Origin of the sequence: Bordetella hinzii LMG 13501, assembly GCF_001548475.1 — a bacterium.
Classification (GTDB): domain Bacteria; phylum Pseudomonadota; class Gammaproteobacteria; order Burkholderiales; family Burkholderiaceae_B; genus Bordetella; species Bordetella hinzii.
The window spans coordinates 1-25,495 of sequence record NZ_LRUJ01000020.1; the positions used below are offsets into that span (position 1 = coordinate 1).

At 67.6% G+C, this 25,495-nt stretch carries 27 protein-coding genes and 1 pseudogene; 7 read left to right on the plus strand and 21 right to left on the minus strand.

All coding sequences use genetic code 11. The features are described from left to right. Positions 1-158: pseudogene (locus tag AXA74_RS24690) on the minus strand (Rieske 2Fe-2S domain-containing protein); the annotation flags it as partial. Positions 159-277: 119 nt separating this feature from the next. Next, positions 278-1,291, minus strand: coding sequence for a Bug family tripartite tricarboxylate transporter substrate binding protein (locus AXA74_RS13980; RefSeq protein ID WP_048940402.1), 1,014 nt, complete (start codon positions 1,289-1,291; stop codon positions 278-280). Between the two features lie 216 nt (positions 1,292-1,507). On the opposite strand from AXA74_RS13980, the gene AXA74_RS24565 reads away from it, so the two are divergent. Continuing rightward, entirely contained in the window at positions 1,508-1,873 is a 366-nt protein-coding gene (locus AXA74_RS24565; RefSeq protein WP_142028362.1) for a hypothetical protein, read from the plus strand. A 20-nt stretch (positions 1,874-1,893) separates the two neighbouring features. On the opposite strand, the gene AXA74_RS13985 is transcribed toward AXA74_RS24565, so the two are convergent. The 4 genes from AXA74_RS13985 to AXA74_RS14000 are packed head-to-tail and all read right to left on the minus strand — an operon-like array spanning position 1,894 to position 5,334. Continuing rightward, positions 1,894-2,670, minus strand: a complete 777-nt coding sequence (locus AXA74_RS13985) for a GntR family transcriptional regulator (protein ID WP_032956408.1) — start codon at positions 2,668-2,670, stop codon at positions 1,894-1,896. Between the two features lie 47 nt (positions 2,671-2,717). Continuing rightward, positions 2,718-3,974 (minus strand): amidase, encoded by a 1,257-nt coding sequence (locus AXA74_RS13990; RefSeq protein ID WP_051593850.1) that lies wholly within the window; start codon positions 3,972-3,974, stop codon positions 2,718-2,720. Continuing rightward, complete coding sequence (locus tag AXA74_RS13995) at positions 3,971-4,909, minus strand: polysaccharide deacetylase family protein (RefSeq protein ID WP_029577708.1); 939 nt, start codon at positions 4,907-4,909, stop codon at positions 3,971-3,973. The genes AXA74_RS13990 and AXA74_RS13995 overlap by 4 nt, the downstream gene beginning before the upstream one ends. Then, on the minus strand, positions 4,906-5,334 hold the full coding sequence (locus AXA74_RS14000) for a nuclear transport factor 2-like protein (protein ID WP_029577709.1): 429 nt from the start codon (positions 5,332-5,334) through the stop codon (positions 4,906-4,908). The genes AXA74_RS13995 and AXA74_RS14000 overlap by 4 nt, the downstream gene beginning before the upstream one ends. A gap of 274 nt (positions 5,335-5,608) precedes the next feature. On the opposite strand from AXA74_RS14000, the gene AXA74_RS14005 reads away from it, so the two are divergent. From AXA74_RS14005 to AXA74_RS14015, 3 genes are read left to right on the plus strand one after another with little or no spacing between them, the layout of a single operon-like run. Then, on the plus strand, positions 5,609-6,793 hold the full coding sequence (locus tag AXA74_RS14005; protein ID WP_029577710.1) for an ABC transporter substrate-binding protein: 1,185 nt from the start codon (positions 5,609-5,611) through the stop codon (positions 6,791-6,793). 16 nt (positions 6,794-6,809) lie between these two features. After that, entirely contained in the window at positions 6,810-7,688 is an 879-nt protein-coding gene (locus AXA74_RS14010) for a branched-chain amino acid ABC transporter permease (RefSeq protein ID WP_032979413.1), read from the plus strand. Next, positions 7,685-10,177 (plus strand): branched-chain amino acid ABC transporter ATP-binding protein/permease, encoded by a 2,493-nt coding sequence (locus AXA74_RS14015; RefSeq protein WP_032979414.1) that lies wholly within the window; start codon positions 7,685-7,687, stop codon positions 10,175-10,177. Before AXA74_RS14010 ends, AXA74_RS14015 begins: the two co-directional genes overlap by 4 nt. A gap of 275 nt (positions 10,178-10,452) precedes the next feature. On the opposite strand, the gene glmS is transcribed toward AXA74_RS14015, so the two are convergent. Next, positions 10,453-12,285 (minus strand): glutamine--fructose-6-phosphate transaminase (isomerizing), encoded by a 1,833-nt coding sequence (gene glmS / locus AXA74_RS14020; RefSeq protein ID WP_029577713.1) that lies wholly within the window; start codon positions 12,283-12,285, stop codon positions 10,453-10,455. 145 nt (positions 12,286-12,430) lie between these two features. On the opposite strand from glmS, the gene AXA74_RS14025 reads away from it, so the two are divergent. Beyond that, positions 12,431-12,943 carry an Lrp/AsnC family transcriptional regulator gene (locus AXA74_RS14025; protein ID WP_029577714.1) on the plus strand — a complete coding sequence of 171 codons (513 nt, stop codon included), beginning with the start codon at positions 12,431-12,433 and terminating at the stop codon, positions 12,941-12,943. Here AXA74_RS14025 and AXA74_RS14030 read toward each other — a convergent pair whose 3' ends face one another. The 6 genes from AXA74_RS14030 to AXA74_RS14055 form a co-directional block, all read right to left on the minus strand. Next, positions 12,944-13,999, minus strand: a complete 1,056-nt coding sequence (locus tag AXA74_RS14030; protein ID WP_032979415.1) for a glycosyltransferase family 4 protein — start codon at positions 13,997-13,999, stop codon at positions 12,944-12,946. It lies immediately after the preceding gene. Continuing rightward, positions 13,996-15,318 (minus strand): UDP-glucose dehydrogenase family protein, encoded by a 1,323-nt coding sequence (locus tag AXA74_RS14035; RefSeq protein ID WP_029577716.1) that lies wholly within the window; start codon positions 15,316-15,318, stop codon positions 13,996-13,998. Before AXA74_RS14035 ends, AXA74_RS14030 begins: the two co-directional genes overlap by 4 nt. Positions 15,319-15,395: 77 nt before the next feature. Further along, entirely contained in the window at positions 15,396-16,790 is a 1,395-nt protein-coding gene (locus tag AXA74_RS14040) for an MFS transporter (protein ID WP_080700972.1), read from the minus strand. Next, positions 16,787-18,160, minus strand: a complete 1,374-nt coding sequence (gene glmU / locus AXA74_RS14045) for a bifunctional UDP-N-acetylglucosamine diphosphorylase/glucosamine-1-phosphate N-acetyltransferase GlmU (protein WP_029577718.1) — start codon at positions 18,158-18,160, stop codon at positions 16,787-16,789. The genes AXA74_RS14040 and glmU overlap by 4 nt, the downstream gene beginning before the upstream one ends. Before the next feature lie 66 nt (positions 18,161-18,226). Beyond that, on the minus strand, positions 18,227-18,979 hold the full coding sequence (locus tag AXA74_RS14050) for a PhaM family polyhydroxyalkanoate granule multifunctional regulatory protein (RefSeq protein ID WP_029577719.1): 753 nt from the start codon (positions 18,977-18,979) through the stop codon (positions 18,227-18,229). 11 nt (positions 18,980-18,990) lie between these two features. Then, the gene (locus AXA74_RS14055) at positions 18,991-19,608 is read right to left on the minus strand and encodes a glycine zipper 2TM domain-containing protein (RefSeq protein ID WP_029577720.1); all 618 of its coding nucleotides are present in this window, start codon (positions 19,606-19,608) and stop codon (positions 18,991-18,993) included. 128 nt (positions 19,609-19,736) lie between these two features. Between AXA74_RS14055 and AXA74_RS14060 the strand changes: the two genes are divergently transcribed. Further along, positions 19,737-19,964 carry a DUF3717 domain-containing protein gene (locus AXA74_RS14060; RefSeq protein ID WP_029577721.1) on the plus strand — a complete coding sequence of 76 codons (228 nt, stop codon included), beginning with the start codon at positions 19,737-19,739 and terminating at the stop codon, positions 19,962-19,964. Between the two features lie 12 nt (positions 19,965-19,976). Here AXA74_RS14060 and AXA74_RS14065 read toward each other — a convergent pair whose 3' ends face one another. The 5 genes from AXA74_RS14065 to AXA74_RS14085 are packed head-to-tail and all read right to left on the minus strand — an operon-like array spanning position 19,977 to position 23,927. Then, positions 19,977-20,585: an SCO family protein gene (locus tag AXA74_RS14065; protein ID WP_032979416.1), complete on the minus strand. Its 609-nt coding sequence runs from the start codon at positions 20,583-20,585 to the stop codon at positions 19,977-19,979. A gap of 23 nt (positions 20,586-20,608) precedes the next feature. After that, complete coding sequence (gene cyoE, locus AXA74_RS14070; protein ID WP_029577723.1) at positions 20,609-21,505, minus strand: heme o synthase; 897 nt, start codon at positions 21,503-21,505, stop codon at positions 20,609-20,611. Between the two features lie 28 nt (positions 21,506-21,533). Then, positions 21,534-22,547 (minus strand): COX15/CtaA family protein, encoded by a 1,014-nt coding sequence (locus AXA74_RS14075; protein ID WP_032962873.1) that lies wholly within the window; start codon positions 22,545-22,547, stop codon positions 21,534-21,536. A 4-nt stretch (positions 22,548-22,551) separates the two neighbouring features. Beyond that, a complete protein-coding gene (locus AXA74_RS14080) occupies positions 22,552-23,160 on the minus strand; it encodes an SCO family protein (RefSeq protein ID WP_172899576.1) in 609 nt (202 codons plus the stop codon). 14 nt (positions 23,161-23,174) lie between these two features. Then, complete coding sequence (locus AXA74_RS14085; RefSeq protein WP_032965074.1) at positions 23,175-23,927, minus strand: SURF1 family protein; 753 nt, start codon at positions 23,925-23,927, stop codon at positions 23,175-23,177. Positions 23,928-23,961: 34 nt separating this feature from the next. Here AXA74_RS14085 and AXA74_RS14090 point away from each other — a divergent pair, with 34 nt between their 5' ends. Continuing rightward, positions 23,962-24,162 carry a twin transmembrane helix small protein gene (locus tag AXA74_RS14090; protein WP_029577726.1) on the plus strand — a complete coding sequence of 67 codons (201 nt, stop codon included), beginning with the start codon at positions 23,962-23,964 and terminating at the stop codon, positions 24,160-24,162. A gap of 63 nt (positions 24,163-24,225) precedes the next feature. Here AXA74_RS14090 and AXA74_RS14095 read toward each other — a convergent pair whose 3' ends face one another. From AXA74_RS14095 to AXA74_RS24220, 3 genes are read right to left on the minus strand one after another with little or no spacing between them, the layout of a single operon-like run. Further along, positions 24,226-25,101, minus strand: a complete 876-nt coding sequence (locus tag AXA74_RS14095) for a cytochrome c oxidase subunit 3 (RefSeq protein ID WP_029577727.1) — start codon at positions 25,099-25,101, stop codon at positions 24,226-24,228. 33 nt (positions 25,102-25,134) lie between these two features. Further along, positions 25,135-25,359, minus strand: a complete 225-nt coding sequence (locus AXA74_RS14100; protein WP_029577728.1) for a DUF2970 domain-containing protein — start codon at positions 25,357-25,359, stop codon at positions 25,135-25,137. A gap of 4 nt (positions 25,360-25,363) precedes the next feature. After that, entirely contained in the window at positions 25,364-25,489 is a 126-nt protein-coding gene (locus tag AXA74_RS24220; RefSeq protein ID WP_029577729.1) for a cytochrome oxidase small assembly protein, read from the minus strand. Positions 25,490-25,495: the final 6 nt, after the last annotated feature.

Here is a 25,495-nt window from a genome sequence, read left to right on the forward strand (position 1 = left end):
AGGTCTTCACCAAGAATGCGGGCATGGACGGGGTCTCCGTCCGGCTCGCTGACTTCCTCGGTCAGGCAGACCGGCACCCAATGGCGCCGCATGAGCTGGCCCATGGCCGCGTCGCCCTCGACACGGCAAAGCAGCTCGTTTTCTTCCTTCGTCAACATAGTTACTCCTCGGCTCCCACATCCGCCGCGCCCGCGGCCTGCTTTTCCGGAATTATATTAGATCTCTAAGTATTTTTTCAATGCGCCAGGCCGCCGCGCCGCGTCGAAGGGCGCGCGCCTTAATCGGCCTTGATGGCGGCGGCCTTGATCGCGCTCTGGTAGCGCTGGGTTTCGGCATCGATGGCCCGCCCATAATCGGCGGATCCGCCGCCGATAGGCTCGATGCCCAGGGTGTTGAACTGCTTCACGACGGCAGGATCCTGGACCGCCTTGGCCAGCTCGCGCGACACCTTTTGCACCGCATAGTCCGGCACGCCGGTCGCGGCCAGCGCGCCCACCGTGACCGCGAAATCGAATCCCGGGACGATCTCGGCGATGGCCGGAATCTCGGGCGCCAGCGACGAACGCTTGCCGGCATTCGTGGCGAGAATCTTGACCTGGCCTTTCTCCGCGAAACCGGACAGCGAGGGCAACGCCGCGAACACCACATCCACCTGATTGCCGACCATGGCTGGCACGGACTGCCCGGAGCCCCGGAACGGAACATGGGTCATCTTGGTGCCCAGCGCCACATTCAGGGCTTCCATGGTCAGGTGATGGGAGCTGCCCACGCCGGACGATCCATAGTTGATCGCCGCGGACTTCGCCTTCGCGCGGTCGACGAACTCGGCCAGGGAGTTGATCTTCGTCTGTGCGCTCGTGGCCAGGAACAGCGGCGAGGTCGCGATCAAGGACACCGGAACGAAATCCCGCTTCGGGTCGTAGGAGAGATCTTTGTACAGGGACGGGTTGATCGACATCATCGAGCCGTCGGTGACCAGATAGGTGTAACCGTCACGCGCGCTCCCGGTGAGCGCCTGGGCGGCCACCACGCCGTTGGCGCCCGGCTTGTTCTCCACGACGACAGGCTGGCCGAGCGAAATGGTCAGCCGCTGCGCGACCACCCGCGCGACCGTATCCGGCAGACCGCCAGCGGCATAGGGAACAATGAAGCGAATCGCATGCGAAGGAAATTTCGAGGCGTCCTCCGACGCCGCGGCGGCTTGCGGCAAGACCAGGCAGGCCGCGGCCAGCCCGGATGCGAAAACGGCGTGAGTACAGGCGCGGCGCGCGCCGGCGGGAATCTCGAACATGGTTGTCTCCGTTTTTTTAGATTCACGCTCCCGAACCGCCGTTGCGGCGCAATGGGCCTGCGATCGCGCCAGGCAAGAACGTGTGCGAAAAATAATATTAGAGACCTAAGTATTTTTCAATGCGCCAGGGCGCGCCGGACTTGAGGGCTTTCCCTGAGCTGCGCGGCGGCGCTGCCCTCAGGTGAAATTTCGGCTCGTGGCGCCACGCGAAAAGTTATGGTCCGCGTCCCGGCTCGGCCCCAAAAAAAGAACCGGGTCCGATGTGCCATCGGACCCGGGCCTTGGAATCCCGCTGCGCGAAGTACACTAGCACTCGCTGAAATCGGGTGGGCGCCGGTCGCGGCCTCATGGCTGCCGATCGTTTACCCTTGCCTCGCCCAAGAGTGGCAACTGAAGCTGCTGGCGCAGCGTTTTGAGGAAATGATGAATTTTTGGGTTCCTGTCGTCTTCGGCGCGTTCAAGCTTATCGTGTTGGGCACCTTCATGTTTCTCGCCATCAAGTCCCACCACGATGGAGAAAAGGCGGAGAAGGCGAAGCAGAAGGAGATGATGGCCCGTCAGGAGTCCGGCGGAGCCGCTTGACGAGCCCGGGATGGCCGGGCTCAGCCCAGGCCCAGCATGTCGGCCAGGCTGAGCTCGGGCTGCGTCTCCACCAACTGGATGTGCGACTCGAGCTGGCGCAGATGCAGATCCATTTCGGCCACCGCTTCGGCCACGCGGCCCTGCTCGAGGAAGTCGACCACGCGAGCATGTTCGTCGTGTTCGCAGGTGGCGTTTCCCGGCGGCTGGAAGATCGCCACCACCAATGAGCAACGCGAGATGATCTCGGCCAGGTAGCGCGCCAGGATCGGGTTGCGCGACAGCTCACCCAGGCGCAGGTGAAAAGCGCTCGCCAGGCGCGCCCATTCCGTCTGGGGATAGTCGTGCATGGCGCGGTGCTCGTCGCGCAACTGGCGCCGCAGCGAAGCGAAGTCGGCCCGGCTGGCGGACTGCGCCACCAGCGGCAGGATGGCCGCTTCGAGGGCACGGCGCGCCTCGAACAGCATGCCGACCTCTTCACGGGTGGGCATCGCCACGATCGCGCCCCGGTTGGGCCGCAGTTCCACCACATGATCATGCGCCAGGCGCTGCAAGGCCTTCTGCACCGCGCTGCGGCCCACGCCGAACAGTTCGCACAAGGCCGCCTCGGGCAGCTTGGTGCCTGGGCGCAGGCGCTGGCTCATCACCCCTGTCACCACCGACTGGTAGATCCGGGTTTCCGCATCTTCGGGATGGCCGCTGTCGGCGGGCGCCAGCGCACCCGGGCGCACCTTGGGCCGGCCGCGCGGCGCGGCGCGCGTGGCCGGGCCGGTGGAAAAAGGAGAGGCTGCTTTTTTCATGACGGTTTCGTCAGGCGCGAGGCGGGCCCACGCCGGTTGCGGGCTGCTTATTTTGCCATTGCCGCCAGCGCGGCGGATGACCGGGTTTCGGTGCCGATGGCCGCGAGCTGGCGGCCCACCTCCACGGCGAGGCGGATCAGCGCCAGATCGCTGCCCGCCGGACCGAGCAGCGACACACCCGCCGGCAGCCCGTCGGCTCCGGCGAAGGGGATGTTCACCTGCGGCAGTCCGGCCAGGCCCGCGATCGAGGTGATGCGAAAAGTATTGGCGCGAATCTGATCCACGGTGACCGGGTCGGCGGTGCGCGATATCGCCACGCTCGAGGCCGAAGGCAACACTGCGACCGTACCCCGGCCCAGCAGCGCATGGATCTGCGCGCGCAACCGTGCCCGCTGCGCGCCGGCCTGCGCGGCGGCCTGCGCGCTGACGGCGGCCGCCATCTTCCAGCGGCCCGCCACGGCCGCGCCGAACGTGGGCTGGACGCGGGTGATCCAATCGCCGTGCGTCTGCCAGGCGTCATAGGCCGACACCGTCACGTAGGTCTGGCGCCATTGTTCCAGGTCCGTATCCGAGGCCGGCGCGTGGGCGACCGGCAGGCCCAGCCCGGCTTCGAGCGCCTGCGTCACGGCGCGCAGCAGCGGCTGGAACACCGCATCGGCCTGGAGGCAGGCATCGCTCAATACCACGGCCGACGTCCACGCCAAGCCGGCCGGCTCGGGCAGCAAGGTCTGGCCGACGCGCTCGAACAAGCCGGCGTCGGCGGCCAGCCAGGTCACGGTGTCGAACAGCGGCGAGAGCGGCACCATATGCTCGGCGCTGACCAGGCCATGCGTGGTGCGCAACCCCCAAAGTCCGCAATAGCTGGCCGGCACCCGCGTCGAGCCGCCGGTATCGGTGCCCAGCGCGAAGTCGACCAGGCCCGCGGCCACCGCCGCGGCCGAGCCGCTGGACGAGCCGCCCGGCACTCGGTCGGGCGCGCGCGTGTTGAGCGGGGTGCCGTAATGCACGTTCTCGCCCTGGATGCTGTAGGCCAGTTCGTCGGTGATGGTCTTGCCGTGCAGTTCCGCGCCCGCCGCGAGCAGACGCGAGACGACGGGACTGGTGGCGATGGCCGGCGCATGGCTGGCAAGCCAGTCAGGGTTGCCGGCGCCGGTGGTGTGGCCGGCCACGTCGAAGAGGTCCTTCGCGGCAAAGCGCAGGCCATCGAGCGGGCCCGTTCCCGTGGGCGCCAGGCGGAACCGGCCGTGCGGCACCCAGGCGCCGGCGGTGTCGGTAAAGGGCAGGCCGGATTGAGGCTGGGTCATGCAAGGGTCTCCTTGGCGCGGGAAAGCCTATCGGCGTGGGCGCAGATCGCGCCCGGGGTGGTGAACCAGACATCGCCGCGGTCGCGGTGGGCGGCGATGTGCGTAAGCGCGCGGCGCAGGTGACGCAGCCGATACGGCTGGCCCACGAGATAGGGATGCAGGGCGATGCCCATGACCAGCGGCTGCCGCCGTGACTGCTCGAGCATCTCGTCGAAGTTGTCGATGATGAGCTGGGCGAAATCCTTGCCGTCCATCTGGCGCGCCACGATCATGGGGATGTCGTTGACTTCCTGCGGATACGGCACCGACCACAGCGGCGCGGCGCAGCGGGTGCGCAGCGCAATCGGCTGGTCGTCGTGGCACCAGTTAAGCGTATAGCGGTAGCCCGTTTCGGCCAGCAGGTCGCAGGTGAGCGGCGACTCGGCGATCCAGGGCGAGAGCCAGCCGGCGGGGCGGCTGCCTGTGCGGGCGGCGAAACGCTGCGCGCAGTGTTCCAGCAGCGCGCGCTCGGTGGCCTCATCGTAGCCGCCCTGGTGCTCGGCGTTGGTATGGCCATGGGCGATCAATTCGTCGCCGCGCGCCACGCAGGCGTCGATGAGCTCGGGGCAATGATCCAGGATGGCGGTGTTGGCGATCACCCCGGCGGGCAGACCCAGCGCGTCGAACAGCTCCAGGCAGCGCCACGCGCCGACCCGGTTACCGTATTCGCGCCAGGCGTAGTTCAGCACGTCAGGCTCGCCGAAGCTGGCGCCCAGCCGGGCGCCCAAGCCCGCGCCGTAGGCAAAATGCTCGATATTGAAACCCAGGTAGACCGCCAGGCGCGCGCCTTGAGGCCAGGCATAGTCGGCGCGGCCATGGATGGGCGAGTAGTCGAAGCGGCCGTGCGTGGGCAAGGGGCCGAAGCGCCCGGCGTCGGAAACGGAAGGCGCGCTCATGCTTCGGCCAGCCCCGCGCGCACCAGCAGCCATTCGGCGCTGTCGTTCCAGACGTCCATCTCTGTGATCAGACCGGCGCGAACGACATAGCGGTCGACGTACCGGTTGCCCTCGAACGGAGTGCCGTCGAGCCATTCGCCGTGGAGCGTGCCGCGGTTGTACACCACCGCGTGCTCGAACGTTGCTCCCGCAACCACATCGGTGGATTCAAAGCGCTTTTTCACCCACTTGTAGCGCGAGGCGTTGAAGGCGGTGCATTCGCCCGGGTCGCGCATTTCACGTCCGCCCGTGAAACGGATACGCAGCGCCGGACTCACATAGCGGCGCGCGCCCTCGGGATCGGGCTTCATCAGCGTGGCGAGGTAGGCGTCGACGATCGCGCCGGGGTCCGCGGCGTCGCTGTTCCAGTTTGGTGCGGTGTGCATCGTTTGCTCCCATGAGTGCACTGTTTCTGTGCGTTCGGGTTTGACGGAAAGAGACTCGCGGCATGCCGTCGACAGCGCGGCGAGACCTTTTTTCCCGTCAATGGACCGATTAATTGTCGGCAATAAATGCAATGGATTGCCGTCAAAAACACCCAGGTACACAAGCAAACCCTGTGCCAGGATTCGCAACCAAAAACAGACACTGGCATGGCTTTTGCTTGAAGCGGGACAGTGGCCGATACGCCTGCCGTCACCAACCCTTCGGGAGAACTCCATGTCTCGTCTGTCTCGCCGTACCTTTGTTTGCACCGCAATCGCCCTGCTGAGCGCCGGTCTCGGCCCGCAGGCCATCGCCGCCGAGCCGATCAAGATCGGCCTGATCACCGCGCTGTCGGGCCAGTCGGCGCTGGCCGGCGAAGCCATCTCGCGCGGCATGCTGGTGGCGATCGACGAAATCAATGCCAAGGGCGGCCTGCTCGGCGGCCGTAAGCTTGAGCTGGTGCGCCGCGACGACGAGGCCAACCCGGCCAAGGGCGTGGTGGCCGCGCGCGAGCTGATCTACAAGGAGAAGGTGGCGGTGATCTTCGGCGGGCTGGACACGCCGGTGTCCATGGCCATCGTGCCGCTGGTGAACCAGGCCAAGGTGCCGTTCATGGGCCCCTGGGCCGCCGGCACGCCGATCACCAAGAACGGCGCCAATCCCAACTACGTTTTCCGCGTTTCCGCCGTGGACGAGATCGTCGATGCGGGCATGGTCGAGTATGCGCAGAAGCACTTCAAGACGTCGAAGTTCGGCCTCATCATGGTCAACAATCCCTGGGGCGAATCCAACGAGAAGGGGCTGGTGGCCGCGCTTGCCGCCAAGGGCATGAAGCCGGTCGGCAGCGAGAAATTCGAGGGCAGCGATGTCGACGTGGTGCCTCAGCTCACCCGGCTGAAGGCCGCCGGCGCGGACACGCTGTTCATGGTGGGCAACGTCGGCCCGTCGGCCCAGGTCGTGAAGTCGCTCGACCGCATGGGCTGGAAAGTGCCGGTAGTGTCGCACTGGGGCCCCGCGGGCGGCCGCTTCACCGAGCTGGCCGGCCCCAATGCCAAGGAGGTGCATTTCGTCCAGACCTACAGTTTCTTCGGCAAGCAGTCGCCGGTCGGCGAGAAAGTCATCGCCGCGCTCAAGGCCAAGTATCCCGACGTGAAGGGCCCGGAGAACATCACTCCGGCCGTGGGTGTGGCCAATGCCTATGACGCGATGCAGCTCACCGCGCTGGCCATCGAGCGCGCGGGCTCGACCGACGGCGATGCGATCCGCCAGGGTTTCTACAAGATCGACAGCTACGACGGCCTGATCAAGCAATACCAACAGCCCTTCACGCCTGCCGTGCATGACGCGCTCACCGCGAAGGACTATGTCTGGGCGCAGTTCATCGACAACCGCATCCTGCCCGTCGGGCTGGCGCAATAAGCGGGCGGAGAACACGATGCAGTTGCTGGCGGCGCTGATCAGCGGCCTGGGCCTGGGAAGCATGTATGGCCTCATGGCCCTGGGTTTCCACATCACCTATTCGGTCTCGGGGACCGTCAACTTTGCCCAGGGCAGTTCGATGATGCTGGGCGCGGTGCTTTGCTTCACCTTCGCCCAGACGCTGGGCTGGGGCATGGCGCCGGCCATTCTCCTCGCGCTGGTCTGCTGCGCGCTCTACGGCCTGGTGGTGGAGTTCGTCGTGGTGCGCCCGTTCGCCTCGCGCGGCTCGAATGCCTGGCTCATGTCCACGGTCGCGCTCGGCATCGTGCTCGACAACGTGGTCATGCATACCTTCGGCAAGGAGCCCCGCAGCCTGCCGTCGCCGCTGGCCTTGGCGCCCATCGAGATCGCCGGACTGGGACTGGGGGTGTATCCGCTGCAACTGTTGATCCCGCTGCTCGGCCTCGCGCTGGCGGCGGTACTGCATCGGGTCGCTCGCCGCACGCGCTGGGGCACGGCGCTCCTGGCGGTGGTGCAGAATCGTGATGCCGCGCGCCTGATGGGCATCCCGATCAAGCGCGCCGTCGCCGCCGCCTTCGCCCTGTCGACGCTGTTCGCGGGCGTGGCTGGGATCCTGATCGCGCCGCTGTTCAACGTCAGTGCCGACATGGGCACGCTGTTCGGCCTGAAGGCCTTTGCGGTGGCGATCCTGGGCGGCATCGCTTCGGCCTGGGGCGTGATGCTGGCCGGCCTGATCTTCGGCATCGCCGAGGCGCTGGTCACGGTCATGCTGGGCTCGGGCTACACCCAGATCATCACGTTCGCCCTGGTCATCGCGGTGCTCGCCGCGCGGCCCAATGGCCTGTTCGGACGGGCCGAGGTCAAAAAAGTATGAACGCCAAATCTCTTGCGGCAGGCGCCGCGCTGGTGTCGCTGGCGCTCTTGCTGGCCCTGACCCTCAATAGCTATTACGTCTTCGTGCTCGCCAACATCGCGCTGATCGCGATCGTGGGCATCGGCCTGAACGTGCTGCTGGGCCTCACGGGCCAGGTATCGTTCGGTCACGTAGGCTTCTATGCCATCGGCGCCTATACGGTGGCCATCCTCACGACCAAGGCCGGCTGGGGCTTCTGGCCGGCCTGGGCCGCCGGCACGCTGCTGGCCGCCGCGATGGGCGCGCTGCTGGCGCTGCCCGCGCTGCGCGTGAAAGGGCCGTACCTCGCGATGATCACCATCGCCTTCAGCTTCATCGTGCAGCATGCCGCCGTGGAAATGCGCGATCTGACCGGCGGCCAGAGCGGCATCATGGGCATCCCGCCGCCCAAGCTCTGGCCGGGCTGGGGGCCCGAGCAGACCGTGGCGATCCTGGCGATCGTGACAGCGGCCCTGGTGCTGGCGGCCTATGCGCGGCTGGCGCGCGGCAGTTGGGGCGCGGCGATGCGCGCCGTCAACGACAGCGAGACCGCGGCGCAATCGATCGGCCTGAACCCGCTGGCGATCAAGACCGCCGCATTCACGATCTCGGCCGCGGCGGCCGGCCTCGCGGGCGGGCTGTTCGCGCCGCTCTCGAGCTTCGTCACGGCCGAGACCTTCAGCTTCATGCAGTCCATCCTGTTCGTGCTGGTCGTGATCGTGGGCGGCGCGGGAAGCGTCGCCGGTCCGATCATCGGCGCGCTGATCGTCGGCGTGCTGCCCGAATTGCTCGCCTCGCTCGAGGCGTACCGGCTGCTGTTCTTCGGCGCCTTGCTGCTGCTCGTGCTGTGGGTCGCACCCGAGGGCGCGGTCGGGCTATGGCGGCAAATCCGCGTGGCGGGCCGGACCCCGCCGTCACCGGCCGCCGCGCACGGCGCCGAAGCCGGCCATGGCGAAGTGGCGCTGCCGCGGCGCGCCCGCGCGGTGCTCTCGGCCGAGGGCCTGGGCATGACCTTCGGTGGCGTGCGCGCGGTAAGCGACTTATCCATGACCGTGCCCGAGGGCGCTGTCACGAGCCTGATCGGCCCCAACGGCGCGGGCAAGACCACCGCGCTCAACATGATGAGCGGCTTCTATCGTCCTTCGGCGGGTGGCTTCACCCTGGGCGCGCGGCCCTTGGCGGGCCAGCCCGCCTTCCGCATCGCTCGCGCCGGCATCGCCCGCAGCTACCAGACCTCGCAGCTGTTCGGCACCCTGAGCGTCGAAGACAACGTCGTGCTCGCCATGGCGCGAGGGCGCCTGGGCGGGTTGTTCTCGGCCAGCCGCTTCCACGACGGCCAGGCGCGGGCGCGGGCGCGCGCGCTGCTGGCTTTCTGCGGCTACACGGGCGCGCCGCGCGCCCCGGCCGCCGGCCTGGCGCACGTCGACCGGCGCCTGGTGGAGATCGCCCGGGCGCTGGCCACCGATCCCGATGTCCTGCTGCTCGACGAACCTGCGGCCGGCCTGTCGCGCGAAGACAAGGACACCCTGGCGGCGCTGCTGCGCCGTATCGCCGACGCCGGCGTGGGCGTCGCGCTGGTCGAACACGACATGGCGCTGGTGATGGCCATCTCCAACCAACTCGTGGTGCTGGACGCCGGCCGCCGTCTCGCGGTGGGCACGCCCGCCGAAGTGCAGAACGATCCGGCGGTCAAGCAGGCCTACCTGGGCGAATCCTTGCAGGCACAATCCCCCGCGGCCCGCGCGCCGCGCACGGCCGGCGCCGAACTGCTGGGCGTGGCCGATCTGGTGGCGGGCTATGGCGCCGAGCCGGTGCTGCATGGCATCAGCCTGCAGGTGCGGGCGGGCGAAATGGTGGCGCTGCTGGGCGCCAACGGCGCGGGCAAGTCGACCTTGATGCGCACGCTGGCCGGCCTGCATCCCGCGCAGTCGGGCGGCATGCACATCGATGGCCACTCGCTCGAAGGCCGCGCCGCCGAGGACATCGTGGGCCTGGGCCTGGTGCTGGTGCCGGAAGGGCGCCAAGTGTTCCCCGAGCTTTCGGTGCTGGACAACATCCGCCTGGGCGCATTCCTGGACGCCACCGGCCGCGAGGCGCGCGTCGAAGAGATGCTGCTGCGCTTTCCGCGATTGCGCGAGCGCCTCCACCAGCGCGCCGGCCTGCTTTCGGGCGGCGAACAGCAAATGCTGGCCGTCGCCCGCGGCCTGATGAGCCGTCCGCGCGTGCTGCTGCTCGACGAGCCTTCGCTGGGCCTCGCGCCCAAGGTGATCGCGGAGCTGTTCGCCGCCCTCGATCGGCTGCGCAGCGAAAACATGACCATCCTGCTGGTCGACCAGATGGCCGGGCTGGCGCTGGCCCTGGCCGACCGCGCCTACGTGGTCGAAAGCGGGAGGGTGATGGCCCAAGGCACGGCCGCCGAGATCGCCGCCAACGACGAGCTGGCCAAGGCCTATCTGGGTGGCCACGCCTGATCCCGGCGGCAGGCCGGCGCCGCGAGCGCCTTGGCGCGCGGCGCACGAAACCAAGGTCCGGGCGCGGCATTGATAGCCCATCTTTATATCCGGGCTTACTGGCCGAAGGCGGCGACGGCCAGCGGACAATGGAGCCCTCCGGCCGTCGTGCCAGCGAAGTAACCCCCTCGGGATACGTATGGAAAGGGCCCTCTCGGCCCTTTCCGAACGCACAACGTGACACCGCGGTCAAGCAGACGGCACGCTCAACGTGGCGTCGAGTTGGGCGATGGCCCTCACTCCACCGTCACGCTCTTGGCCAGGTTGCGGGGCTTGTCCACATCGGTGCCGCGCACGCAGGCGGTGTGGTAGGCCAGCAGTTGCAGCGGGATGGTGTGCAGGATGGGCGAGAGCGCGCCGTAGTACTCGGGCATGCGGATGACGTGCATGCCTTCTTCGTTGACGATCTTGCTATCGGCGTCGGCGAAGACGTAGAGCTCGCCGCCGCGGGCGCGCACTTCCTGCATATTGGATTTGAGCTTCTCCAGCAGCGCGTCCTTGGGCGCGATGGTGACCACGGGCATGTGCTCGGTCACCAGGGCCAGGGGGCCATGCTTGAGTTCGCCGGCCGGATAGGCTTCGGCGTGGATGTAGCTGATTTCCTTGAGCTTGAGCGCGCCTTCCAGGGCGATGGGATAGTGCATGCCACGGCCCAGGAACAGGGCGTTTTCCTTGGAGGCGAAGCGATCGGCCCAGGCCATGATCTGCGGCTCCAGCGCCAGCACCGAGCTGATGGCCGCCGGCAGGTGGCGCAGGGCCTTGAGGCATTCGGCCTGCTGTTCGTCGGTCAACAAGCCGCGGGTCTGGGCCAGCGACAGGGTGAGCAGGAAGAGCGCGGTGAGCTGGGTAGTGAAGGCCTTGGTCGAGGCCACGCCGATCTCGACGCCGGCCCGGGTGATGTAGGCCAGTTCGCACTCACGCACCATGGCGCTGGTGGCGACGTTGCAGATGGTCAGGGTGTGCGACATGCCCAGCGAGCGGGCATGCTTGAGCGCGGCCAGGGTGTCGGCCGTCTCGCCGGATTGCGAGATGGTGACGACCAGCGTCTTGGGATTGGGCACGCTGTCGCGGTAGCGGTATTCGCTGGCGATCTCGACGGCCACGGGGATCTTGGCGATGGATTCGATCCAGTACTTGGCGGTCAGGCCGGCGTAGTAGCTCGTGCCGCAAGCCAGGATGAGCAGGCGGTCGATGTCCTTGAAGACTTTGTAGGCGCCGTCGCCGAAGAGTTCGGGCGTGATGCCTTCGATGTCCTGCAGGGTGTCGCCCACGGCGCGCGGCTGCTCGAAGATCTCTTTCTGCATGAAGTGGCGATAGGGGCCGAGCTCGGCCGCGCCGGTGTGCACCTGCACGGTGTTGACCTTGCGCTCGACCGGCTTGCCTTCCTGGTCGGTGATCCACACGCGGGCCAGTTGCAGGTCGACCACGTCGCCGTCTTCGAGATAAATGATCTGGTCGGTAGTGCCGGCCAGCGCCAGCGCGTCGGAGGCCAGGAAGTTCTCGCCCTTGCCCACGCCCACGACCAGGGGCGAGCCATGGCGGGCGCCGACCACGCGGTGCGGTTCGTCGCGGCAGAAAACGGCGATGGCATAGGCGCCCTGCAGGCGCTTGACGGCCTGCTGCACGGCCTCGAAGAGATCGCCGTTGTAGAGGTGGTTGACCAGGTGGGCGATGACTTCGGTGTCGGTCTGGCTTTCGAAGACGAAGCCGGCCTGCTGCAGCTCGGCGCGCAGTTCGGCGTAGTTCTCGATGATGCCGTTGTGGACCAGCGCGATGCGCGGCTCGTCCTTGCCCAGGGCCGAGAAGTGCGGGTGGGCATTGTAGGTGGCGGGCACGCCGTGGGTGGCCCAGCGGGTATGGGCGATGCCGGTGAAGCCGGCCAGGCCTTCTTCGGCCACTTGCTCGGACAGTTCAGAGACGCGCTGGGTGCTGCGGGTGCGGCGCAGATGGCCATCCATATAGACGGCGACCCCGCAGGAGTCATAGCCGCGATACTCGAGACGGCGCAGGCCTTCGACCAGCACCGGAGTGATGTCGCGCTGGGCGACGGCGCCAACAATACCGCACATGAGCATAGCTCCTATAAAGACAGTGTGCGCATTGTGCGCGCAGCCGCAAGAAATTTGATTTCTATATTAGCGTCTTCGTGAACGTTTATTTTTTTACAAATAAGTGATTAAATATTCTTTCTTGACGGACAGATTATTGAAATAAATGGTCGAAAATCCCTCTCCCGCCACCGGCTTGCCCGAGTTGGACGACCTGGATCGACGCATCCTGGAACAACTGCAACGCGACAGCGCCCTGACCAACCAGGAATTGGCCCAGCGCGTGCATGCCTCGCCGCCGACCTGTCTGCGCCGCGTGCGCCGGCTGACCGAGACCGGGGTGATCGCCCGCCAGGTCGCGCTGCTCGATGCCGCCAAGCTGGGGAGTTCGCTGACCGCCATTGTGGAGATTACGCTCGATGTGCAGGCGGCGGAACGCCTGGATGAGTTCGAGCAATGGATGCTGGCCGAACCGGCCGTGCTGCAGTGCTACCGGGTCTCGCCAGGACCGGATTTCGTGGTCATCGTGCTGGTGCGCGATATGCCGGCCTACCATGCGCTGGCCCACCGCGCCTTCACGGCGCATGCCAATGTGCGCAATGTGCGGACGTTCTTCTCGGTGCATCGGGCCAAGTTCGAGACCCGGGTGGAGCTGCCGCCCGCCCAGCCGGCGGCCTGATCAGCGCGCCAGGCGCTCGAACTCGGCCAGATAGCGCCGGCCCATTTCCGTGACGTCGTGCTCGCTGCGCACGTAGTCGTAGGCCCGCTGCGTGGCCTCGGCGCGGAAGGCCGCGTCATCCAGGCAGCGCGCCATGCCGCGGGCCATGGCCTCGTGGTCGCCCACGGCCACCAGCACGCCCCGGCCATCGGCCAGGCTTTCCTTGAGGCCGCCGGCGTCCGTGGAAACCACGGGCACCTTCTGCAGGAAGGCGTCCAGCACGCTGCTGCCCAGCGCTTCTTCGCTGGAGGCCATCACAAAGACGTCCATGATGCTGTAGAAGTCCTCGACGCCGTTGCGAAAGCCGGTGAACAGATAGACGTCCTCGATGCCCAGCTTGCGCGCTTCGGCGCGGGCCTCGGCCTCGCGGTCGCCGCCGGCGCCGAAATGCAGGAATACGAAATCCCGCCGCTGGCGGGCCAGTTCGCCGACCGCGCGCACCAGGGTCACGGGGTCCTTGTCGCGGATGAGCGCGGCCGATGTCGCCAGCACCTTGCGGCCCGCCAGCCCGAACTCCTCGACCAGGCTGGCGACATTGGCCGGGTCGATCACGTGCGGCTCGACGGCGCTGCGGATGATGACGGGCTCGATGCCCAGGCGGCGCGGCTCGCTGGCGGCCATTTCGCTGATGGCCACCAACAGGTCGACGTGACGCCATTTGAAGCCCGTCTTCCATTCTTCGCCGGGCTGGACCACGAAAGAAGTGCGGCGCGAAAACACCACCGGCCGCCGGTGCAGCAGCTTGGTCAGCACGGCCCAGGTATTGGTGTTGGCCGTCTGCGAATGCAGGACGTCGTAGCCGCGGCCATGGCGGGCCAGGAAGGCCAGCTGGCCCGGCACGTTGCGCACGCCGTGGGCCACGAAGCCTTCGGCGCGGGCGCGCTCCTGCAGCGGCCCGCCGGCTCGGCACAGCAGTTCGACCTGGTGGCCGGCCTTGCGGAAGGCTCGCATGCAATACAGCGTCTGCCGCTCCCCCCCGCGCCAGCCCTTCTCGAAGTTGAGCTGCAGGATCTTCATGCGCGGCCTATGCCCTGGTAGTCGAATCCCTGCTCGCGCATCTCGGCCGGCACCCAGAGGTTGCGCCCGTCGATGACCAGCGGCCGCTTGAGCAGGCGCTTGACGCGCTCCAGATCGGGCGCGCGGAAGACTTTCCATTCCGTGGCGATGAGCAGGGCGTCGGCGCCATCGAGGGCTTCGTACATATCGGCCGTCATGCTCACGGCCGGGTTATGGGCCAAGAGCGGCCGGGCCTGCTCCATGGCGACCGGATCGAAGGCGCGCACCTCGGCGCCCCGGCGGGTCAGCTCGGCGATGATGCTCAGGCTGGGCGCCTCGCGCATATCGTCGGTGTTCGGCTTGAAGGCCAGGCCCCAGAGCGCGAAGCGGCGGCCGGCAAGGTCCTCGCCATAGACGTCCTGCACCTTCTCGGCCAGCCGCAGCTTCTGGCGCTCGTTGGCGGCTTCGACCGCGCTGATGACCCGCATGGGTTCGCCATGCTCGGCGCCCATGCGCAGCAGCGCCTGCACATCCTTGGGAAAGCATGAGCCGCCATAACCCACGCCGGGATAGAGAAATTGATAACCGATGCGCGGATCGGCGCCGATGCCGCGGCGCACCTGTTCGATGTCGGCGCCCAGCTTCTCGGCCAGATTGGCCATTTCGTTCATGAAGGAAATGCGCGTGGCCAGCATGGCGTTGGCCGCGTACTTGGCCAGCTCGGCCGAGCGCACGTCCATCACCATGAGGCGCTCGTGGGTACGCTGGAAGGGCGCGTAGATGCGGCGCATCACATCGACGGTATGCGCGTCGTCGGCGCCGACGATGATGCGGTCCGGGCTCATGAAGTCGGCGATCGCCGCGCCTTCCTTGAGGAACTCCGGATTCGAGGCCACCGAGAACGGCAGCGCCACCCCGCGCCGGGCCAGTTCCTCGGCCATGGCGGCGCGCACCTTGTCGGCCGTGCCCACGGGCACCGTGGACTTGTCCACCACCACCTTGGCCTCGGTCATGTGGCGGGCGACATTGCGCGCGGCGGCCAGCACATATTGCAGGTCGGCCGAGCCGTCCTCGCCCGGCGGCGTGCCCACGGCGATGAACTGCACGCTGCCGAAGGCCACGCTTTGCGCGACATCGGCGGTGAAATGCAGCCGGCCGCCGGCCACGTTGCGGCGCACCAGGTCTTCCAGGCCGGGCTCGTAGATGGGGATGCGGCCCAGGCGCAGCTGGGCGATCTTGTCGGCGTTGGTGTCCAGGCACATGACTTCATTGCCCATATCCGCCAGGCAGGCGCCCGACACCAAGCCCACGTAGCCGGTTCCTATCACCGTGATTTTCATGCGCGCAGCCTCGTAAATCCTTGCGCTCCCCCAAGGAGGCGCTTCCGGCCGCCATTATAGAAGCCGGCCCGGCCGCGTCAGGCGCCGGGCTGGCCGATCTTCCTGGCGATGCGCACTGAATTGACCACGATGGCCAGGCTGGCGCAGCAAGCCGCCGCCATCAGCCCCAGCGAGGGGCCGTGCGCGGCGCTCAGGCTGAAGGCGATGGCCACCAGGGCCGTGCCGAAGCTCTGGCCGAATACCCGGGTCGTGGCTTGCAGCCCGCCGGCCGCGCCGCTGCGCTGGCGCGGCGCGCCCGACAGCATGGCGCGATTGTTCGGCGTCTGGAAGAAACCGAAACCCACGCCGGTGACGAACATGCCGGCCATGATGCGGGCGTTGGACGCATCCAGCGGCGAAAGCACCAGCCACAGCAGGCCCAGCACCATGGCGCCGGCTCCCACGCCCGAGAGCACGGCGGCCGAATAGCGGTCCGATAGAAAGCCGGCCGCCGGCGCGATCAGCCCGGTGCCCAGCGGCCAGGCCGCCATCAGCAGGCCCACCTCCAGATGGGGCCGTCCCAGGACGTGCTCGAAATAAAAGGGCAAGGACACATAGGAGGACATCTGTGCCGCGAAGGTGCAGGCCGAGGCCATGACGGCAAAGGCCACGGGCCGGATGCGCAGCAGATCGATGGGCACCAGCGGGGCAGTCTGTCCCCAACTACGGCGCACCAGCAGCAGGCCGGCCAGGATGGCCACGGCGATCAGGCCCAGGCTGCGCAGCACGTCCTGGGCCAGGGAATCCACCCCCGAGATGAAGCAGCCCAGCGCGGCCATGGAAAGCAGGGCCGAGACGTAGTCCATGCGCGCCGTATTGCGCTGCACTTCGGGCAGGAACCGCAGGCCCATCATCAGCAGGATGCCGATGGGCAGGTTCACGGCGAAGATCCAGCGCCAGTGCGCCACGCTCAGGATGAAGGAACCCAGGGTCGGCCCCAGCACCGACATCAGCGCCACCGTGGTGGCGTTGATGCTGATGCCGCGTCCCAGCATACGGGTGGGGTAGATGTTGCGCACCAGGCCGCCGAACATGCACATCAGCGTGGCCGCGCCTATGCCTTGCACCATGCGCGCCAGGCTCAGCTGCAGCAGCGAACCGGAGACGGCGCAGCCCAGCGACGCCAGGGTGAACAGCGCCAGGCCGATGGTGAACATGCGGCGAAAGCCGATGCGCTCGGCCACCGCCGACATGGGCAGCAGCATGGTGACCACCGCCAGGTTGTAGGCATTGATCACCCAGACCGCCGCCGAGGGCGGAGAGTTCAGGTCCGCGGCGATGGTCGGCAGGGCGACGTTGGCGATGGTCGCGTCCAGCACCGACAGGCTCATGCCGGTGAGGACCGTGGCGGCGGCGTAATAGCGCCGGGGCGTGGGCAGGCCATCCGGCGGCGCCTTGCCCTGCGCGCCGGCCAGGGGCGTGCCCGGGCTCACGATTTTTTGACCGGACGCTTCCAGCCCGCGACCGTCGTCTGGCGCGCGCGCGACAGCGTCAGGGCATCGGCCGGCGCATCACGGGTCAGCGTGGTGCCCGCGCCCAGGGTCGCGCCCCGGCCCACGCGCACCGGCGCGACGAGCTGGGTATCGGAACCGATGAACACATCGTCCTCGATGATGGTGCGGTGTTTGTTCACGCCATCGTAGTTGCAGGTGATGGTGCCCGCCCCCACATTCACGCGCGCGCCGATGTCGGCATCGCCGATATAGGCCAGGTGATTGGCCTTGCTGCCTTCGCCCAGCACGGCATTCTTGATCTCGACGAAATTGCCGACATGCGCCTGGCGGCCCAGGTCGGCGCCCGGACGCAGGCGCGCATAAGGCCCCACGCGCCCCTCTTCGCCCACCTTGGCCTGCTGCAGATGGCTGAAAGCCTCGATATGCGTGCCCGCGCCGATCTCGACGTCACGCAGCACGCAATGGGGACCGACGCGCACGCCGTCGCCCAGCGTCACCTTGCCTTCGAACACACAACCCACATCGATATAGACGTCGCGGCCGCACACCAGCGTGCCGCGCTGGTCAAAGCGCGCCGGGTCGGCCAGCGTCACGCCGGCCTCGAGCTGGCGGCGCGCCAGCTCCTGCTGCCAGCGGCGCTCCAGCTCGGCCTGCTGTACGCGGCTGTTCACGCCCAGGGTTTCCCAGCCGGCGCCCGGATGCGCGGCATGCACCGGCACGCCATCGGCCACGGCCAGGCCGATGATGTCGGTCAGGTAATACTCGCCCTGGGCGTTATTGTTGTCGATGCGGGTGAGCCAGTCTTTCAGCTTGGCGGTCGGGGCCACCAGGATGCCGGTGTTGACCTCCTGGATGGCGCGCTCCTGTTCGTTGGCATCCTTGTGTTCGACGATGCGGACGATCTGGCCCTGGGCATCGCGCACGATGCGGCCATAGCCGGTGGCATCGGCGAGCACCTCGGTCAGCACCGCCACGCCCTGGCCGCGCGCCTGCATCAGGCGGCGCAGCGTCTCGGGCTGCACCAGCGGCACATCGCCGTAGAGCACCAGGGTCGCATCCTCGGCGCCGTCGCCGCCGGCCAGTTGCGGCACGGCCTGCTGCACCGCGTGCCCGGTGCCATGCTGGGGACGCTGCAGCGCGAAGCTCAGGCCCGGCTCGCCGGCATAGGCGGCCTCGACCCGCTCGGCGCCATGGCCGACCACGACGATGATGCGCGCCGGATCGAGCTGGCGGGCGCTGTCCAGCACATGGCCGAGCATGGAGCGCCCGGCCAGCGTATGCAGCACCTTGGGCAGATCGGACTGCATGCGTTTGCCCAGTCCGGCGGCGAGAATCACGACATTAAGCATAGAAGACATAACTCTTGAAAATGACACGGGCGCCTGGGCGCCCGTGCGGAGACGAACGGAGCGCGCCTAGCCGGCGCGCGTGGATTTGCGGACCACCTTGCTGGCCGCGCGCGCCCCGCGCGGGGCGGCGGCCGGCTTGGACGGGTCGGACTTGGCGGTCTTGCGCGGCGCGGCCTTCTTGGCCGCGGCAGGCGCCTTGCCCGCCTTGGCCGTCTTGGCGGCGGCGGGCTTGGCCTCGGCGGCCTCCATGCCCGGCATCATGGCCGGCAGACTGGCCGCGGTGGCCGCGGCGATCTGGCTGAACTGCTGGTTGAGCAGATCCCACCAGGCTTGCGAGGCCGACTGGGCCGCCTCGTTGACGCGGTCGGGCGCGGGCGGGACGGGATCGGCCGCGGCCTGCGGCGCTGCCGCCTGCGGCGCGGCGGGCTTGTCTTCGGCCCGGCCCGGCTTCAGGCCCAGCGCGACCTCCAGCGGCGAAGCCTCGCCCTCGGCGGCCGAGGGCATGCCCGAGACGGAACCCACGAAGGAGCGCAAGGTGGCGATGGTGGCGCGCTGGACCTCCATGCCCTGGATGGTGCTGGACAGCATCTGCAGGTTCAGCCTGAGCCAACCCTCGACCGTACGCAATTCGGCGATACGGCGTTCCAGCTCCTCCAGGTTCAAGGGCGGGGTCAGCGGCAGGCTCTGGCCCAGTCCGCCCGGACCGGCCAGCCCCGCCCAGGCCTGGCGCATCATCTCCATGCTGGCCAGCAGCGGATTGCCGGAAAGCTCGGAGTTCTGGCCCATGCCAGGCAGGACGAAGGGGTTGGAATCAGTCATTCGGTCTCCGGTCAACGCGGCAGCAATTGATTGTTTTCGACACGGACCTGAGCGCCCTGGCCATAGGCGAAGGGCTGCGCGCTATGGAACAAGCGCTTGCTGCCGTCGGCCATGCGCACGGTCAACTCGTATTGGGTCACGGTTTCTTGCTGCCTAATATTACGCTCGACTTCACGGCCTGCCAAAGCGCCGCCGACCGCGCCCAGGACCGTCAGCGCGTCCTTGCCGTGGCCGCCGCCGAATTGATTGCCGACCACGCCGCCGACCACCCCGCCGGCCACGGTGCCGATGATGTGGTTGCTGTCATCCCGCTTGGGCACCTGGACCTGGCGCACGGACTCGACCACCCCGCAGGTCGGGCAGGCCGCGGGCGCCGGCGCGGGGCGCTGCGGCTCGGGAGCGGGCCTTGCGGCCTGGGGCGCGGGAGCCAGATTGGCTGACTCCGGCCCGCTGGTCGCCGCCTGTTCGGCGCTCATGGGCGGCGTGCCCTCGGGCACGCCGCCCTGCGCGGGGCTGCGGGGCAGCCAGCCCAGGATGGCGGCCACGCCGACGGCGCACAGCACGATGACAGCCACGGCGGCGCTGGCGAACAGGGGGTGGATCCGGCGCGTGCCGGTCGGGGTGCTCATGATGGCTCTCCTTGCGTACTAGACGGCCCGTTGTATAGCACCCGGCCGTCATTTCGGCTTATTGCTATGGTGACGCTTTGCAAAGCCTTGCCGATGGACAGACGGCTGCATTCTGGGACAATGCAGCCATGGACACCGTCATCCCGCTGACCGACCTCGAACAAGCCATCAACTACTGGCGCAACCTCAGGCCCGCCCAAGGGGAAGAGGCTCGATTGTGCGCCGAAGCGGCGGCGCTTGCCACGCCCTACGCGATGATGATCGTGGCGCGCCGCCAGACCCTGGGCCTGGACGAACTGGGCCCGGCCGCCCGCCAGGCCTACGATGCCTGGCGCGCCGCCATGCAAACGCCCTGAACCCGGCGCGGTTCAGCGGCCGTCGACCAGCAGCTTGATATCGTTGGCCAGTGCCTGCGCGCCCAGGGTGTTGTTGGCCAGCACGCGCGACTCGCCCTTGCCGTCGATCAGATAGAACGCCGCCGTGTGGTCCATGGTGTAGCCGCCATCCTTGGTGGGCACCTTGGCGTAATAGGCCTTGAACGAAGCGGCGGCCTGCCTGAGCTGGTCTGGCGTTCCGGTCAAGGCCAGGAAACGTTTATCGAAGCTCGTTACATATTGCTTGAGGATTTCCGGCGTATCGCGCTCGGGATCCACCGTCACCAGCAGCACCTGCACGCGATCGGCGTCCGGCCCCAGCGCCTGCATGACCTGGGCCATTTCGGCCAGCGAGGTCGGGCAGACATCCGGGCACTGCGTGAAGCCGAAGAACACCACCGTGACCTTGCCCGCGAAGTCTTTCAGCGTGCGGGGCTGGCCGTTCATGTCGGTCAGCGCCATGTTCTTGCCCAGCTGCGTGCCGGTGATGTCGCTGCCCTTGAAAGGCGGCGGCGTTTCGCCGCAAGCGACCAGGGCTCCCAGGACGGTCACGGCGGCAATGGCCTGCACGGCCCGGCGGCGGGCGGACGAAAACACGGACATGAAGCAAACCCCCGTCAAGAAGGTCAGGCCAGGAGGGCGCTGACCCAATGATCCACCAGCAGCGCGCCGAACAGCAGCGACAGATAGAGGATGGAATAGCGGAACAGGCGCCGCGAACGCTCGTCGCTATAGTGGCGATACAGGCCCACGGCCTGGGCCACGAAAATGGCCCCCAGGCCGACCGCGGCCAGCAGATAGAGCAGCCCGCTCATGCGCATGGCGTAGGGCAGCAGCGTCACGGCCAGCAGCGCGAAGCTGTAGAGCATGATCTGCAGGCGGGTGTATTTGCTGCCATGGGTGACCGGCAGCATGGGCAGGCCGGCTTTTTCGTAGTCCTGCGTGCGATACAGCGCCAGGGCCCAGAAATGCGGCGGGGTCCAGATGAAGATGATGAGCACCAGCACCCAGGCCTCGGCCGGCACGGAGTTGGCCACCGTGGCCCAGCCCAGTGCCGGGGGCATGGCGCCCGACAGCCCGCCGATGACGATGTTCTGCGGCGTGCGCGGCTTGAGGATGACGGTGTAGATGACCGCATAGCCCACGAAGGTGGCGAAAGTCAGCCACATGGTCAGCGGATTGACCAGGTGATAGAGCACCAGCATGCCCGCGCCGCCCAGCAGGCCGGACAGGCTCAGGACCTGGGCGGGCGAAATCGTCCCGCGCGCGGTGGCGCGACGCGCCGTGCGCGTCATGCGGGCGTCGATTTCCTGTTCGATCAGGCAATTGATGGCGAAAGCGGCGGCGGCCAGCAGCCAGATCCCGACGGTGCCGAAGAGCACACGCTTGAGGTCGGGCAGGCCGGGCACCGCCAGGAACATCCCGATCACGGCGCAGAACACAGCAAGCTGTGTGACTCTCGGCTTGGTGAGCACGAGATACTGGCGCAGCAATCCGGGTTGGGAAGCAGCGATGGACGTCATGATTTGCCTATTTTAGCCTCCCTGGCGATCAAAGCCTGCGCAGCGGCGGGCCGCCCGCCGTCGCCAGGCGCACGAGCACCACCACCGAGGCCAGGACCAGGCCCGCGGCCCCGCCGTTATGCAGTACGGCGATCAGCAGCGGCCACTGGAAGAAAATCGTGGTCAGACCCGTCACCAATTGTGCGGCCAGCAGGGCCAGCATCAGGCGGGCCGGGCCCGACACACCGGCCAGCGCCCGCAGGCGCCAGGCCAGGATGCCCATATAGACAAAGACGACGAAGGCAAAGTTGCGATGCACCCAGTGGATGGCCGTCAGCGCGCTCTGGGAGATCATTTCTCCCGAGGGCAGCTCGCCCAGACCCCGGATCACCGAAAACCCGCCATGGAAATCCATCTCGGGCACCCACCGGCCGTGGCAGGTGGGGAAATCCATGCAGGCCAGCGCGGCGTAATTGGTGCTGACCCAGCCGCCCAGCGTCACCTGGACGGCCAGCAGGACCAGTCCCCCCGCCATCCAGGGCCGCAGCCGGGCCGCGGCGGCCGGCACCGGCAGATGGGGCCGCTCGCGCGCGGCCAGCCAGGTCATCAAGGCCAGCAGCGACAGTCCGAGCACCAGGTGGGCCGTCACCACGGCCGGCATGAGCTTGTGGGTGACCGTCCAGGCGCCGAAAGCGCCCTGCACGCACACCGCCACCAGCGACACCGTGGCCAGCGCGGGCGAGCGTCCCAGCTGGCGGCGGTAGCGCCAGGCCAGGTAGACGATGGCGATGATGAGCATGCCCAGGAAGGCGCCCACGTAGCGGTGGATCATTTCGATCCAGGCCTTGGACAGGGTCACCGGCCCGAAGGGCATGTCGCTGGCGGCCTGGTGGATGTCGGGCAGCGCGCCCAGCGGCGTGACCTTGCCGTAGCAGCCGGGCCAGTCCGGACAGCCCAGGCCCGAATCCGTCAGGCGCACGAAGGCGCCGAACATGATCAGGTCCAGCGTGAGAAACCAGGTGAAGAAAACGAGTTTGCGATAACGTTGAACGATGCGGTCCATGGACTCAGCCAATACGCGAGTTATACAAAAGCCTGCTGAGATCCTTGCGCACCTTGACGCCATCGGCATCGGCGGGGAACTGCAACATCAGGTTGCCCAGGGGGTCAACCACCCAGATGGGCCCGAGCAGGCCGCCGGCGGGATCCGGCGGCAGGAAACGGGCCAGCTGATCGGCGCGCGCACGCAGCATGAGGGTGCCCTGATAGGCATCGAGCACCTTCTGGGGGACGGCGGCATTGTCGGTGATGAACCACACGCGCGTGACGCGATCGACGTTCTTGCCCTGGCTGGCGTGCGCATTGCGCGCGACGAATAGTTTACGCGCACAAGCCTCGGGACATTCGGCCCGGTCCACCGACACCAGCAGCCACTGCCCCTTGAGCGAGGCCGGATCGAAGGCCTGGCCGTCCAGCGTGGTCAGCGTGAGCTCGCCGGCGCCGGGCAGGGGCCGCTGCGGTTCGATCAGCCTGCCGTAGTTGCTGGCGTCATCGGGCCACCACTGGGGGTTGTAATAGACCACCACGGCGGCCACGATGGGCGCCAGGGCGCACAGGAAAATCAAGACCATGGGCAGCAGCGAGGCTTTACGGGGCATGGCGGGCGCGTAAGTCATGGCAGGGCTTCCTCTCAGGGGCGGCGGCGCCAGGCCCTGACGGCCACCGCCACCCAGGCCAGCACGGCGATGGTTGCAAAGGAGAACCACTGCAGGGCATAGCCCTGGTTCTGGTGAAAATCGACGGACGGCTGCGGCCAATCGCGCAGCAAGCCGTCGTCCTCCGATACCGTCTGCATCAAGACCACGGGCAAGAGCGCCAGGCCGGTGGCCTGCCCATAGGCGGCCAGGTCCAGGTTCTGCACGGTGGGCAGCTGGCCCGGGGCCAGGCGGGCAGGCAGGCTGCCGCCGCCGCCCATATTCCATAGCTCGAACAGGCGCGGCACGCGCTGGGCCAGTTCGCCCTGCACCGTCACGGGACCGGCGGGGGTGGGCGGCGCGGCGGGCGCGGTCCCGGGCTGGCGCGCCAGCCAACCGCGCAGCACCAGCACGGCGGGGCCGCCCGGCGCGAGTTGCAGCGGCGTGGCCAGCCAATAGCCCGGGCGGCCATCGTGGTTGCGGTTGTCCAGCCAGACACTGTACTGCGCCAGCCATTGGCCTCGGGCGCGCGCCGGCCGCCAGGGCGCGAAGTCGCCCGGCCGGGCGGAGGCGCCGCTGCCCAGCTCCAGCGGGGCCTGGCCGCGGCCGGACTCGATCGCGGCCAGCACGGCGCGCCGCTCGTCGGCGCGGTGCAATTGCCAACGCCCCAGCGAGACGGTCACCGCCACGACCCCAGCCAGCAGAAGCAGGGCTATCAGGGTAAGTCGGGTCGAATGCGGTCGTGCCATGTCTGCAATAATTTTGTTTTCAGCGGAGGCCGGAATGCGTGTCATCGTCATCGTGGCCTTCATCGGTATTCTGGCCAGCCTGGGGTCGGCCCTGGTCTATCTGATGAAGGATAAAGGCAGCACCAACCGTACCGTCAATGCGCTGACCGTGCGCATTGGCCTGTCCGTGGCGCTCTTTCTGTTCGTGCTCATCGCCCATCACTTCGGCTGGATACAGAGCACCGGCCTGCGTTGACATCCCGCCCATGAAACGAATGCCCCCGTCGCCGGGGGCATCGCGCGGTCGGCGGCGAAGCGCTCAGAACCAGTAGACGAACAGATACAGGCCCAGCCAGACCACGTCCACGAAGTGCCAGTACCAGGCCGCGCCCTCGAAACCGAAGTGATGATCGGCGGTGAAGTGGCCGCGGATCAGACGCACCAGGATGACGGTCAACATGGTCGCGCCCATGATCACGTGAAAACCGTGAAAGCCCGTGAGCATGTAGAACAGCGAACCATAGGCGCCCGAGTTGAACTTCAGGTTCAGTTCGGAATAGGCGTGATGGTATTCATAGGCCTGGCAGGCCACGAAGGTAAAGCCCAGCAGCACGGTGGCCGCCAGCCAGAAGATGGCCGAGCCGCGATGGTTGGCGCGCAGCGCGTGGTGCGAGATGGTCAGCGTCACGCCCGAGGTCAGCAGCAGGGCGGTGTTGATGGTGGGCAGCCAGAACGGGCCCACGGTCTGGAAGTGCTCGACCACGCCGGCCGGCCCGAAGTTGGGCCATACCGCCTGGAAGTCCGGCCACAGCAGCAGCCGGTGGTCCATATCCCCCAGCCAGGGCGTGGTGATCGTGCGCACATACCACAGCGCGCCAAAAAAGCCCGCGAAGAACATCACCTCCGAGAAGATGAACCAGCTCATCCCCCAGCGGTAGGAGAGATCCACCCGCTTGCTGAACAGTCCGCCCTCCGATTCGGCGATGGCTTCGCCGAACCAGAAATACAGCACGGTGATCACGCCCAGGAAGCCGGCCAGGACGGCCCACTTGCCCCAGCCCACGCCGTTGACCCAGGCCGCCGCGCCCAGGCCGACGACCAACAGCGCCAGCGCGGTGCGCACGGGGTGGCCGGAGTCCGCCGGCACATAGTAGTACGGCGCCTCTTTACCTTGAGCCGAGTGGCTTGCACTCATGGTTCTCTCCCTGCAACGATAGTTGTAAGTTGCTCAGGTCAGGCTGGCGACCGCCCATCGGACGATCATGACCAGCACGACGACGAATATCACGGCGCCCAGCAGGCCGGCCAGGATGACATGGACCGGATTCAACCGGGCAATGTCCTCGCGATAGCCGGCGCCCTTGCGCACACCGAAGAAAGCCCAGGCGATCGCCTTCAGCGTCTGGAAAAAGCTCAGCTTGCGCTGCGCGGCCTGGTGCAGATCTTCGCTCATGGTTCTACTGCCCCGCCATCCGGGCCAGAAAGCCCGCGCCGCGCACGAACGTCCAGCCGAACACCGCCAGCACGAAAGCCAGCAGGATGAGCCCGGCGATACGGTTGCGGCGGCGCTGCTGCGGCGTCATGACGGC